At 62.0% G+C, this 12,601-nt stretch carries 7 protein-coding genes and 2 pseudogenes; 2 read left to right on the plus strand and 7 right to left on the minus strand.

What is annotated here, in order from left to right; translation table 11 throughout:
* Positions 1-3 precede the first annotated feature (3 nt).
* The 4 genes and pseudogenes from urtC to HX898_RS16035 form a co-directional block, all read right to left on the minus strand.
* A pseudogene (gene urtC / locus HX898_RS16020) lies at positions 4-1,068 on the minus strand (urea ABC transporter permease subunit UrtC); the annotation flags it as partial.
* Entirely contained in the window at positions 1,065-2,702 is a 1,638-nt protein-coding gene (urtB, locus tag HX898_RS16025; protein WP_180195075.1) for an urea ABC transporter permease subunit UrtB, read from the minus strand. The gene urtB and the pseudogene urtC, both read right to left, overlap by 4 nt.
* 115 nt (positions 2,703-2,817) lie before the next feature.
* The gene (gene urtA, locus HX898_RS16030; RefSeq protein WP_138330200.1) at positions 2,818-4,110 is read right to left on the minus strand and encodes an urea ABC transporter substrate-binding protein; all 1,293 of its coding nucleotides are present in this window, start codon (positions 4,108-4,110) and stop codon (positions 2,818-2,820) included.
* A 185-nt stretch (positions 4,111-4,295) separates the two neighbouring features.
* The gene (locus HX898_RS16035) at positions 4,296-6,200 is read right to left on the minus strand and encodes a phosphatase PAP2 family protein (RefSeq protein WP_180195076.1); all 1,905 of its coding nucleotides are present in this window, start codon (positions 6,198-6,200) and stop codon (positions 4,296-4,298) included.
* 179 nt (positions 6,201-6,379) lie between these two features.
* On the opposite strand from HX898_RS16035, the gene HX898_RS16040 reads away from it, so the two are divergent.
* Together HX898_RS16040 and HX898_RS16045 are read left to right on the plus strand one after the other, a co-directional pair.
* Positions 6,380-9,766 carry an ATP-binding protein gene (locus tag HX898_RS16040; protein ID WP_138330198.1) on the plus strand — a complete coding sequence of 1,129 codons (3,387 nt, stop codon included), beginning with the start codon at positions 6,380-6,382 and terminating at the stop codon, positions 9,764-9,766.
* Positions 9,759-10,676: a DNA-binding response regulator gene (locus HX898_RS16045; protein ID WP_138330197.1), complete on the plus strand. Its 918-nt coding sequence runs from the start codon at positions 9,759-9,761 to the stop codon at positions 10,674-10,676. Before HX898_RS16040 ends, HX898_RS16045 begins: the two co-directional genes overlap by 8 nt.
* Positions 10,677-10,694: 18 nt before the next feature.
* Here the strand turns inward: HX898_RS16045 and HX898_RS33225 are convergent.
* The 3 genes and pseudogenes from HX898_RS33225 to HX898_RS16055 form a co-directional block, all read right to left on the minus strand.
* Positions 10,695-10,796, minus strand: a pseudogene (locus tag HX898_RS33225) (D-glycerate dehydrogenase); the annotation flags it as partial.
* A 195-nt stretch (positions 10,797-10,991) separates the two neighbouring features.
* Positions 10,992-12,113: a branched-chain amino acid ABC transporter substrate-binding protein gene (locus HX898_RS16050; RefSeq protein ID WP_138330196.1), complete on the minus strand. Its 1,122-nt coding sequence runs from the start codon at positions 12,111-12,113 to the stop codon at positions 10,992-10,994.
* A gap of 120 nt (positions 12,114-12,233) precedes the next feature.
* On the minus strand, positions 12,234-12,587 hold the full coding sequence (locus tag HX898_RS16055) for a DUF6867 family protein (protein WP_138330195.1): 354 nt from the start codon (positions 12,585-12,587) through the stop codon (positions 12,234-12,236).
* Positions 12,588-12,601: the final 14 nt, after the last annotated feature.

The following is a 12,601-nucleotide window of genomic DNA, read 5'->3' on the forward strand; positions in this document are numbered from 1 at the left end:
AATCGTGCCGACGACACCCTTGGGCAGGAACAGCGTGACGGCAACGAAGAGACCGCCGAGTGCAAACAGCCAGAACTCCGGGAAGAGGCCGGTGAAGATCGTCTTGCCGCCGTTGACGAGGATCGCGCCGATGATCGGACCGATCAGCGTCGCCCGCCCGCCGACCGCCGTCCAGATGACGACTTCGATCGAATTGGCAGGCGCGAATTCGCCGGGATTGATGATGCCGACCTGCGGCACATAGAGGGCGCCGGCAATGCCCGCCATCATCGCCGAGACGACGAAGGTGAAGAGCTTGAAATGCTCGACGCGGTAGCCGAGAAAGCGTGTACGGCTTTCGGCATCGCGCACGCCGACCAGCACCTTGCCGAACTTCGAACGCACGATCGCCGAGGCGATCATCAGCGACAGCGCCAGGAAGATCGCAGTTGCCGCAAAGAGGACTGCACGCGTGCCGTCAGCCTGGACGTTGAAACCGATAATGTCCTTGAAATCGGTAAGGCCGTTATTGCCGCCGAAGCCCATGTCGTTGCGGAAGAAGGCCAGCAACAGCGCGTAGGTCATCGCCTGGGTGATGATCGAGAGATAGACGCCGTTGACGCGTGAGCGGAAGGCAAACCAGCCGAAGACGAAGGCGAGCAGGCCGGGCACGACGAGCACCATCAGCGCCGCAAACCAGAAATGGTTGAAGCCGTACCAGAACCAGGGCAGATCCTTCCAGTTCAGGAACACCATGAAGTCGGGCAGAACAGGGTCTCCGTAGCTGCCGCGCGTGCCGATCTGGCGCATCAGATACATGCCCATCGCATAGCCGCCGAGCGCAAAGAAGGCACCGTGACCGAGGGAGAGGATGCCGCAGAAGCCCCAGACGAGATCGAGCGCCAGCGCCAGCAGCGCATAGGTCAGATACTTGCCGAACAGCGACATGATATAAGTCGGCACGTGCAGCGGATTGGTCGGCCCCGTCATCAGGTTCAGGACCGGCACAAGGACGGCGACCAGAAGCAGGAGGGCGATGGCAATGACGATCTTGCGATCGAGTGATCGGAGAAGGAAGGCCGTTATCATGCTTCCACCGCCCTTCCTTTGAGTGCGAAGAGCCCACGGGGACGCTTCTGGATGAAGAGAATGATGAGGACGAGCACCAGGATCTTGCCGAGCACGGCGCCGGCAAAGGGCTCGAGGAACTTGTTGACGACGCCGAGCGACAGTGCACCGACCAGTGTGCCCCAGAGATTGCCGACACCGCCGAAGACGACGACCATGAAGCTGTCGATGATGTAGGATTGACCGAGGTTCGGCGAGACATTGTCGATCTGGCTGAGCGCCACGCCGGCGATGCCGGCAATGCCCGAGCCGAGCGCGAAGGTGAAGGCATCGACCCAGCCGGTGCGGATGCCCATCGACGACGCCATGCGCCGGTTCTGCGTAACGGCGCGCATCTGCAGGCCGAAGGCGGACCGCTTGAGCAGCAGGAGCAGCGCCACAAAGACCACCATCGAAAAGACGATGATCCACAGTCGGTTCCAGGTGATGGAGAGCCCGCCGAGATCGAAGACGCCGGACATCCAGCTCGGGTTGCGGACCTCGCGGTTGGTCGGGCCGAAGATGCTGCGCACCGCCTGCTGCAGGATGAGCGACACGCCCCAGGTGGCGAGCAGCGTTTCGAGCGGCCGGCCGTAGAGAAAGCGGATGACGGCGCGCTCGATCACCAGACCGACGAAGCCGGTAAAGACGAAGGCCGCAGGCACGGCAAAGGCCAGCGAATAATCGGCAAGTTCAGGAAAGGCGGAGGTAATGTATTCCTGCACCACATAGGTGGTGTAGGCGCCGATCATCACCATTTCGCCATGCGCCATGTTGATGACGCCCATGACGCCGAAGGTGATGGCAAGGCCGATCGCGGCAAGCAGCAGTACCGAGCCGAGAGACAATCCGTACCAGATGTTCTGCACGATATCCCACAGCGCCAGGCTGCGATTGATGGAGCTGATATCCACCTGGATCGCCGGCTTCAGGTCGTCAGGCGCGGTTTCGAGTGTGGCCGTGAGGATGGTCAGCGCATCGCGATTGCCGCGCGCCGCGATCGTATCGATCGCAGCCTTCTTGTCTTCGACGCTCGCATCCGTCTTGAGCAGCAGCACTGCGCGCGCCGCTTCCATCGTATTCTTGATCTCAGCGTCCTTTTCGGCCGCAAGCGCCGAGTTCAGCAGGTCGATATTGGCGGGATCGGCATCTTTCAGCAAGCCCTGCGCCGCGGCAAGCCGCGCGGAACGGTCCGGGCTCATCAGCGTCAACTGGCTGCTGGCGGCGCTGATGACGCCGCGAAGCGCGTTGTTGATCTTGACCTTCGTCATCAGATCCGGATCGACATCGGCAGCGGCTTCGCCGGTGATCGGATCGGAATAGGTCGGTTCGTCATCGGTACCGCCCTGGAGGAGAACCGGGCCGCCATCGGAATTGACGTAGAGAAGGCCGTCGCTCAACTGCTGCAGGATCTGGCTGACATGCGGATCCTTGGAAGCGACCAGCGCCTTGATGGCCACTTCGCGTTCCGGGAAATCGCCGACGCCGAGCGCGTCGATGAGCACGTGGATATCGTCCTGGGCCTGGACTTCGCTCGAGATCATCACGCCCGAAAATGTCAGGCCCGAAAATGTCAGGCAAACCGTGATGAGGAAAATCTTTATGGCGCGATACATCGGCTTTCTCGCCCTTGATAGTGTTGGCCTCGCGGCGCAATCGCTGGGACGGAACTTCCGCCCGGGATCAAACCCGGACGGAATCCTTCAGGCAATCATCGGATTGGGGTCGTACTCAGGAGCCCTTGCCACCGCACTTGCCCGTAGCAACGTTGAAGTTGCCGCAGGACATCGGCTTGCGCCAATCGGAGATCAGGTCCTTGGAATCGGGCAGGTAATCTGACCATTCGTCGCCGACGACGGCAGGTGTCTGCTGGACGATTTCGAACTGGCCGTCGGCCTGGATTTCACCGATCAGCACCGGCTTGGTGATGTGGTGGTTCGGCATGACGGTCGCATAACCGCCGGAGAGGTTCGGAACGCTGACGCCGATGATTGAGTCGAGAACCTTATCGGTATCGGTCGTGCCGGCAGCCTGGACGGCCTTGACCCATGCGTTGAAGCCGATATAGGCGGCTTCCATCGGGTCATTCGTCACGCGCTTGTCGTTCTTGGTGAAAGCGTGCCATTCCTTGATGAACTTCTTGTTGGCCGGGCTTTCGACCGATTCGAAGTAGTTCCAGGCAGCGAGATGGCCGACGAGCGGCTTGGTGTCGAGGCCGGCAAGCTCTTCTTCGCCAACCGAGAAGGCGACGACGGGGATGTCGGTTGCCTTGATGCCCTTGTTACCCAGTTCCTTGTAGAACGGAACGTTGGCATCGCCGTTGATCGTAGAGACGACGGCGGTCTTCTTGCCAGCCGAACCGAATTCCTTGATCTTGGAAACTTCGGTCTGCCAATCGGAGAAGCCGAACGGCGTGTAGTTGGTCATGATGTCTTCTTTCGGAATACCCTTCGAAATCAGGTATGCCTCGAGAATCTTGTTGGTCGTGCGCGGATAGACGTAGTCCGTACCTTCGAGAACGAAGCGCTTGACGCCTTCTTTTTCCATCAGGTAGTCGACAGCAGGAATAGCCTGCTGGTTCGGAGCAGCACCGGTGTAGAAGATGTTGCGCGAGGACTCTTCGCCTTCATACTGGACCGGGTAGAAGAGGATCGAGTTGGTCTCTTCGAAAACCGGCAGAACGGACTTGCGCGACGAGGACGTCCAGCAACCGAATACGGCGGCAACCTTGTCCTTCTGGATCAGCTCACGTGCCTTTTCGGCAAACAGCGGCCAGTCGGAAGCCGGGTCGACGACGACGGCCTCGAGCTTCTTGCCGAGAAGGCCGCCCTTCTTGTTCTGCTCGTCGATGAGCATCAGCATGGCGTCCTTGAGCGTGGTCTCGGAGATGGCCATGGTGCCGGAGAGCGAGTGCAGAATGCCGACCTTGATCGTATCATCGGCGGCAACCGCACCGCTGAAGGCAGCCGAGGCCGCCATGACGGCGCCGAGTGCAGCGCCCGCAATAGTAGTTCTGAGATTCATCTGGTTGAGCCCCTCTTCTTGTTCCGCAACAGGCCGGAAACGGAGATTAACTGTTGCTTAAGGGACTATCGGGTGCTGCAGCGCGAAAACACATACGTCGATTGACGTAGGCGCGGGGGTCAAACAGGCAGGCCAGAGAAGGAAGGGCATCCCTGCAGCAGGATGCCCCGTCTCGATGGCGGAAATTATCCGTCGATCGTCAAAGTGACTGACGTCGGGCCGTAGGAGAGGCTCGCCTTGTGGCCGGAGACCGTGACCTTGCCGAAGGTGCCGGTCACGGCACTCGCCTTCAGGATTTCGATCTTGGTTCCGGGCGTCGGGGCATAACCATCGGCAAGCGTCACCTCGAGGTCGCCGGCCAGCGCCGCCTTGCCCTCGACGACCAGCGTGCCCGCGCCGTTTTCGCCCAGCGCCGGCTTCGTCGTGGCATTGGCGAACTGCTGATAATCACCACTCACGGTCAACGGTTTTTCGGCCGCCAGAACGAGCGAACCACCGTTAACCGTCAGCCCGCCGGTACCGAAGGCCGAGGGTGAGCCGGCCACCAGCGCGCCCTCTTCCAGAACGGTGCCACCGGCATAGCTGTTGGCGCCTGACAGCCCGAGGATGCCTTGGCCGCGCTTCACCAGCCTGCCCTTGCCAGTGATGTCGTTCCGCCAGGTATCGATCGAATTGAAGCCGCCCTTTGCCGCGTCCATCGTCACGGTCACGTCCTGTTCGAACGCACCGTAACCGTCGGCGGCGGCAAACAGATTAAGACGGCCGTAACCTTCCGCATCGTCAAGGAGCGGGTAGCCGGAGGCGATCTCCGTCGTCTTCAACACGGCGCGGCGCTGCTCGCCGTCCAGATAGGGCAGACGCGTTTCGAGAAGCGCTTCAGCGCCCTGCGGCACGCGCGCCGGCTGATCGGTCGCATGGATCGTCGGCAGGCCATAGCTCAGGCGCTGCAGCACGTAGGTGCGATTGGCGTCATGATCGGCGAAACGGTCTGTAGCCAGCGGTGCCGCCTGGGCGGCAACCTCGAGCGCGCCCGCATCCGCAACGCCTGATTTGGCGACGAGCCATGACTGCGCTTGGGCGTAGGCATCGCTCTTCAGCGCGGCATTGTCGGCCTTGTTCAGATTGTAAACGACCGTGGCCGTTCCGAGCATCCGACCGCCCATCACGTCGAGAGGAGAATGCATGCCGGCGAGGATGCGGTCTTCACCCAGCTCGCTGGCGCGCGCGATCATTTCCTGAAAGCGCTGCGGCACGAGATACGCCATGGCGAGCGCATCCCGCCAGGCTTCCGCCGTATGCCCGCTCGGGAAACCGCCGTCCTCGACCGGCTTGCCGCTCTTGGCGGGCTGCAGCGTCGGCACCACCGACACGTCCTGGCTCCAGCGGTAGGGACGGCCATATTTGAAATAGCGCTTGGCAGGCTCCGTCGAGCCGTCACCGCTTGCAGCAATGATGAAGTCGATTGCAAGGCCCATGTCGGGGTTGGCATCGGTCTTGTTTTCCGCGTCCGGCTTGCTGCCGGCACCGCGATTGTTGCCCTTGTCGTCATATTTGACCGTCGTCGCGTCGGCCGCCACCTCGGTGATCGTAGTGGTCTGCTTGGAGCCGGCCTTCCAGGCATCCGTCAGCGGACCGAGGCCATCGACGATGCTGGCATTCTTGCCCCGCCGATCATCGAGATAGGCAGCGACCGCCTGATCGGCCGTCCGCGCCCGTGTCGCATTGACGACATAGCCGATGTTGGCGTCATGGACGGCCTGGTTGACGATATGGCCGTCGGTCTTGCTGGCGGGAATACCATCCCAATCCGTCTTGGCGACCGCCGGGCAATTATCCTTGGCCGGGGCTTCGACACCCGCATCGACGAAAGGCGTGCGCGGGGTCCAGATTTCGAGGAAGCCGGAGAGGAGGTGAACGGCGGCGTTGGTGTCCACCGTCGAGAAGCAGGCGTCACCGCGCTTGTTGGTGTTTCCGGCTTCCGCATAAGCAGCTTTCGCCACTGTTACCTGCTCGGCGCTGGCAAGCGATGGCACGATCGAAAGAAGGCAGACGAGGGCAGTGCTCAGACGGCAAAGGCTTAAAACAGACATGGTGATACCCGAAATGGTTGAACGAACGCCGGGAGAGTTAGAGTTCTTATGTGACAGTTCAATTGCAAAAATATTGCCATTCTGTGAACCAGCCGGTGCCTGCCTCTTGCCTTTCCCAACCATCCCGCCAAAACTGCCGGAGAGACGATGAGCCCAACCGGAATGCCGGAAAGGAAGACATGGCAGCGCGCCAACGCATCATTCCGGTAAGACGCGAATATAATCGCTGGGTCGCCAACCAGACGCTGGAAGATTACGCGCTGCGCTTCACTGCCAAGAGCGCCCGGCATTTCTCCTCGCAGCGCATCTCGCAGACCGCGATCGGCGCGATCTCCTTCCTGGCGCTGGAGGCGATCGGCGGCGCAATCACCCTCTCCTACGGCACCACCAACGCCTTTTACGCCATCATCGTCGCCTCGATCGCCATGCTGGCGATCGGCCTGCCGATCAGCCGCTACGCCATCCGCCACGGCGTCGACATCGATCTTCTGACGCGTGGCGCGGGCTTCGGCTATATCGGCTCGACCATCACCTCGCTGATCTATGCGAGCTTCACCTTCATGCTGTTTGCGATCGAGGCATCGATCATGTCCGGGGCGCTGGAGCTCACCCTCGGCATCCCGCTCTGGATCGGCTACATCATCAGCGCCGTCATGGTGATCCCGCTGGTGACGCACGGCGTACGGCTGATCAGCAAGTTCCAGCTGATGACCCAGCCCTTCTGGATCGTGCTGAATATCCTGCCCTTCATCTTCATCGCCCTGTTGGACTGGGAAAAATTCGATCTCTGGCGCGCCTTCGCCGGCATCCGCCATGCCTCCGGTCCGCCCGGCACCATCGCCGAATTCGATCTGGTGGAGTTCGGCGCGGCCTCCGCCGTCATCCTGGCGCTGATGTCGCAGATCGGCGAACAGGCCGACTTCCTGCGCTTCCTGCCGCCGGACCCGCAGCGCAAGTGGCGCCACCGCCTGGCGATCTTTCTCGCCGGGCCCGGCTGGGTCATCATCGGCGCGCCGAAGTTGCTTGCCGGCTCCTTCCTGGTCGTGCTGACCTTCACCTCGGGCGTCCCCCTCGATCGCGCCGCCGACCCGGCGCAGATGTATCTGACCGCCTTCGGCTACATGGTCCCCTGGCATAATGGCGCGCTGCTGTTGATGGCCGCCTTCGTCGTCGTCTCGCAGCTGAAGATCAATGTGATGAACGCCTATGCCGGTTCGCTCGCCTGGTCGAACTTCTTCTCGCGGCTGACCCACAGCCATCCCGGCCGCGTCATCTGGCTGGTCTTCAACGTCGCAATCGCCCTGCTTTTGATGGAACTCGGCATCTACCGGCTGCTGGAGGAGACGCTCGGCATCTTCTCGATCATCGCCATGGCCTGGCTCTGCACGATCTCCGCCGATCTCTTCATCAACAAGCCGCTGGGGCTGGCTCCTCCCGGCATCGAGTTCAAGCGTGCCCACCTCTACGACATCAACCCGGTCGGCCTCGGCGCCATGACGCTGTCGGCGACGGTGTCGCTGATTGCCCATTTCGGCGCCTTCGGGGAGATCGCCGCCTCGCTCGCTCCCTATATTACGCTGGTCATTGCGCTGGTCGCCTCGCCTGTCATCGCCTGGGCAACGAAAGGCAAGTTCTATCTCGCCCGCAAGCCGCGCCAGAGCTGGAAGAACCTGGCGAACATCACCTGCTCGGTCTGCGAGCATCCGTTCGAGCCGGAGGACATGGCCTGGTGCCCGGCCTATGCCGCGCCGATCTGCTCGCTCTGCTGCTCGCTCGACAGTCGCTGCCACGACATGTGCAAGCCGGCTGCCCGTTTCAACGCGCAGGTCGGCACCGTCGCCAAGGCGTTGCTGCCGGAAGCCATTCTGGGGAAGCTGGCGACGCGCCTTGGCCGCTACGGCATCGCCGTCGTGCTGGCATTGACCGCCATCGGCGCAATCCTGGCGATGATCGCCCATCAGGTCGCCTCCGCCTCGCCCGAGACGGGTGAGGTCGTCAATCGCACCATCCTCATCGTCTTCTTCGTCTTCTCGGTGATCTCAGGCGTCGTCTGCTGGTTCTATGTGCTCGCCCATGACAGCCGCGTCGTTGCCGAGGAGGAATCCTCACGCCAGAACACGCTGCTGCTGAAGGAAATCGCCGCCCACAAGAAGACCGACGCCGCCCTGCAAAACGCCAAGGAGACGGCCGAGGCCGCCAACCGCGCCAAGAGCCGCTACGTCGTCGGGCTCAGCCATGAATTACGCACGCCGCTGAACGCCGTGCTCGGCTACGCCCAGATCCTCGAACGCGACGAGACCATCCCGGCGCCGCGCCAATCCTCGATCAAGGTCATCCGCCGTAGCGCCGAACACCTCTCCGGCCTGATCGACGGCCTGCTGGATATTTCGAAGATCGAGGCCGGCCGCCTGCAGGTCTATTCCAACGAGATCAACATCCAGGATTTTCTCGACCAGATCGTCGATATGTTCCGCCCGCAGGCGCAGGCAAAGGGGCTTGCCTTCATCCATGAGCGCGCGCCGGCCTTGCCGCAATTCGTCCGCACCGACGAAAAGCGCCTGCGCCAGATCCTCGTCAACCTGCTCTCCAATGCCATCAAGTTCACTGACGAAGGCAGCGTCACCTTCGATGTCGGCTATCGCAGCCAGGTCGCGACCTTTACCGTTGCCGATACCGGCCGAGGCATCACGGAGAAAGACCTGCCCCGTATTTACGAACCCTTCCAGCGCGGTGAAGCCGAAAGCGTGCGGCCGATGCCGGGGCTCGGCCTCGGCCTCACCATCACCCGGCTTCTGACCAATACGCTCGGGGGCGAGATCTCGGTTTCAAGCGCGAAGGACGAAGGCTCGACCTTCCGCGTCCGGCTGATGCTGTCTGCCGTCACGCGCGCCGTGGCCGCAGCGCCGCAGGAGAAGCGCATCGTCGGTTATGACGGCCCGCGCCGCACGGTCGTCGTCGTCGACGACAACGAGGACCACCGCGAGATGATGCGCGAGATCCTGGCGCCGCTCGATTTCATCGTGTTGACGGCGGCAGGCGGCGGCGAATGCCTGACGCTGATCGAGGGCATCATGCCGGACCTTTTCCTCGTCGATATCCTGATGCCCGGCATGAACGGCTGGCAGCTCGTCTCGCGTCTGCGCGAGGCCGGCCAGACGGCGCCGGTGCTGATGCTCTCGGCCAATATCGGTGACGCGGCCGTTCTCAGCGACAGTGACGACAGCCACAATGATGCGATCGGCAAGCCGGTCGACATCCGCCAGCTGCGCGACAAGCTCGCCCTGCATCTTGGCCTGACATGGATCTATGCCGATGCCACGCCAGCCGTTCCTGTCAAGATCGAAGCGCCGATGCTGAGCCCAGGTGCTGCCCATGTGCAGGAATTGCTGCGGCTCGGCGAGATCGGCTATATCAGAGGCATCGAAGCCAAGCTTTCGGACCTTGCCAAGGTGGAGGCAAATCAGCCATTCACGGAGGAACTTCGCGCCTATGTCGCCGCCTTCGATCTCGCCGGCTTCATGACCTTCCTGCACGACTTCGACGAAAAGGTGGAATCCATTGGCTGAGCCGGCCCTCCCCCGCGACATCGTTCTGCTCGTCGACGACTCGGCCGAAGCACTCGGCTTCATGACCGACGCGCTCGAACAATCCGGCTTCTCCGTGCTGATCGCCACATCGGGCACGGCGGCACTTGGTATCGTCGAGCGCATCACGCCCGATCTCATCCTGCTCGACGCCGTCATGCCCAGCATGGACGGCTTCGAGACCTGCCGCCGGCTGAAGGCGAATGCCGCGGTGGCGCAGGTGCCCGTCATCTTCATGACCGGCCTGACCGAGACCGAGCATGTCGTGCACGCGCTGGAATCCGGCGGCGTCGATTATCTCAGCAAGCCGATCAATATCGACGAACTGCGCGCCCGCATCCGCGTCCATCTGCGCAATGCCCGCTCGGCCCAGAGCGCCCGCGTGGCGCTCGACGCAGCCGGCCGCCATCTGCTGGCAGTCAAGGGCGACGGCGCCATCCACTGGTCAACGCCGCAAGCGACACGCCTGGTCAATGCCGCCATGGGCAGCGATGACGGCATGGAAATCGTCGTCCGCCATATCGCCGGCTGGATGCGCGACCGCGTCGCCGCGGTGCGCGACGGCATCATCTCGATCGCCCATGCCGGCCAGGCGGCGCTGCAGCTCGCCTTCCTCGGCGCAATCGGCCCTGACGAATATCTCTTCCGCCTCACCGCCGCCAATCAGCGGAGCGACGACGAGGTGCTGCGCCAGCGCTTCTCGCTCACCCAGCGCGAATCCGAAGTGCTGCTCTGGATCGCCAAGGGCAAGGCCAACCGCGACATCGGTGAAATATTGGGATTGTCAGCGCGGACGGTGAACAAACACCTCGAACAGATTTACGTGAAGCTCGGCGTCGAGAACCGCGCCTCGGCCGCCGTGAAAGCCACGCACGTGCTGTACGAGATGTAAGAGGGTGATGGAGGCTGGTTCCGTGGCGCTGCCGAGATGCCGTGCGACCATGACGGTCTCCATTCGCCGAAGCGCCTCCGGCGCATCAGGTTCCGCCTCGTAAACGTCAAGCCCACCGCCGGATCGTACCGTTTTTCGCCGTCAGCAACCCCTCCAGTGAAGCGAGCTGCCGGGCGCCATAACGCGCCGTCTTCGTGGGATCGATCGATGAGCGATGCGGCACGGTAGCCAGGCCGGAATTGAAACACCCGCCAAAAGAAAGAAGCCCGGTCGGAACCGGGCTTCGATAATCGTGTCCCATAAAGGGAGCGAGGCTTACATGCCCTGCGGGAAGTAGCTGTACTTGCCGTCCGGACCCTTCTTCCATTCGTACATGATGTAGCCAGGAATCTTCGGGTCGCCCTTTTCGTCGAACGAAATGTCGCCGAGAACGGTCGGGAACGGGCCCTTTTCCTTCATGGCCTTGGCAACGGCCTCAGGATCCAGCGAACCGGCAGCCTTGGCGGCCCCAGCGATCGTCTGCATCGCAGCGTAGGAATAGAGCGTGTAGGCTTCCGGATTGAAACCAGCGGCCTTGAACTTTTCGACGAGTTCCTTGTTCGCAGGGTTCGCCGCCGGATCGGGGCCGAAGGTGTTCAGCGTACCGGCGACGGCGTCGCCAGCGATCGAGGCCAGTTCGTTCGAAACGATACCGTCACCCGAAACCAGCGTCGCCTTCAGGCCCTGGTCGGCCGCCTGGCGGATAATGAGACCGGCTTCGGTGTGCAGACCACCCCAATAGATGATCGAGACGCCGGCTTCCTTCATCTTGGCGATGAGGGCCGAGAAGTCCTTGTCGCCGACGTTGATGCCTTCGTAAATGACTTCCGTGACGCCAGCGGCATTCATAGCCTTCTTGGTTTCGTCGGCAAGGCCCTGACCGTAGGGGGTCTTGTCGTGAACGACAGCGATCTTGGCGTCCTTGAAGTGATCGGCAAGATATTTGCCGGCGATGGCACCCTGCTGGTCGTCACGGCCGCAGGTGCGGAACGTGTTCCAGAGGCCCCGCTCCGTGAAGGTCGGGTTCGTCGCGGCCGGGGTGATTTCGAGGATGCCGTTTTCGGCATAGACTTCCGAAGCCGGGATCGAAACGCCCGAGTTGAAGTGGCCGATGACGAACTTGACGCCGTCAGCAGCGAACTTGTTGGCGACCGAAATGCCCTGCTTCGGGTCGGAGACGTCGTCGCCGAGCTCGATCTTGATCTGCTCGCCGTTGATGCCGCCAGCCGCGTTGATGTCGGCGGCTGCCTGTTCGGCACCCTTCTGGAGCTGAGCGCCGAACGCGGCGTTCGGGCCAGTCAGTGGACCAGCGACAGCGATGAGAACGTCGGCCCACGCGTTGCCGCTGAAGGCGACCATCGCCGTCAGAGCCACTGCCGACAGAAGAGACTTCTTCATATTATTACTCCCAATTTTTGGGCGGGTTCCGGTCCAAGGCCCAGCGCACTACCCACCATTGACTGCGCCAGGAAAGCTGTTCCACTCGGAAGGCAATTCATGCCTAGTTTCAACGGACTGTCAATGTTTGTCCTTCCACGAAAACGCGGAAGTTTTTTCGTACAGCCAGTAATAGTTGTTAACCATCTGATTGGTGCGGCGGTAGCGGAAGCCGGCCGTCGAGAACACCAGCAGCGTCACGAAGTCGAGGATATAGTAGAAGGTGTTGAGCATCGGCCCGTTGAACAGGGCATGATGCAGGAACTGCATCGCCCAGGCGAGCAGAAATGTATAGACGATGACCAGCGGATAGTCGCTCCAGCCCTCGGCAACCGCTTTGCCGGCGCGCCAGGCCGTCCAGAAGCCTAAGAGCAAGACGATGACACGGATCGCCACAAGGGGGCCGGCATCCGCTTCGAAGAAAAGTCCCTGCATGTCAAACTCTCCTT

The sequence above is a fragment of the Rhizobium sp. WYCCWR 11128 genome (genome assembly GCF_013416305.1).
Taxonomy (GTDB): Bacteria; Pseudomonadota; Alphaproteobacteria; order Rhizobiales; family Rhizobiaceae; genus Rhizobium; species Rhizobium indicum.

Excerpts from the sequence above, each read along its gene's own strand:
- urtB (WP_180195075.1), bottom strand. The coding sequence starts at position 2,702 with ATGTATCGCGCCATAAAGATTTTCCTCATCACGGTTTGCCTGACATTT.
- urtA (WP_138330200.1), bottom strand. The coding sequence starts at position 4,110 with ATGAATCTCAGAACTACTATTGCGGGCGCTGCACTCGGCGCCGTCATG.
- HX898_RS16035 (WP_180195076.1), bottom strand. The coding sequence starts at position 6,200 with ATGTCTGTTTTAAGCCTTTGCCGTCTGAGCACTGCCCTCGTCTGCCTT.
- HX898_RS16040 (WP_138330198.1), top strand. The coding sequence starts at position 6,380 with ATGGCAGCGCGCCAACGCATCATTCCGGTAAGACGCGAATATAATCGC.
- HX898_RS16050 (WP_138330196.1), bottom strand. The coding sequence starts at position 12,113 with ATGAAGAAGTCTCTTCTGTCGGCAGTGGCTCTGACGGCGATGGTCGCC.
- HX898_RS16055 (WP_138330195.1), bottom strand. The coding sequence starts at position 12,587 with ATGCAGGGACTTTTCTTCGAAGCGGATGCCGGCCCCCTTGTGGCGATC.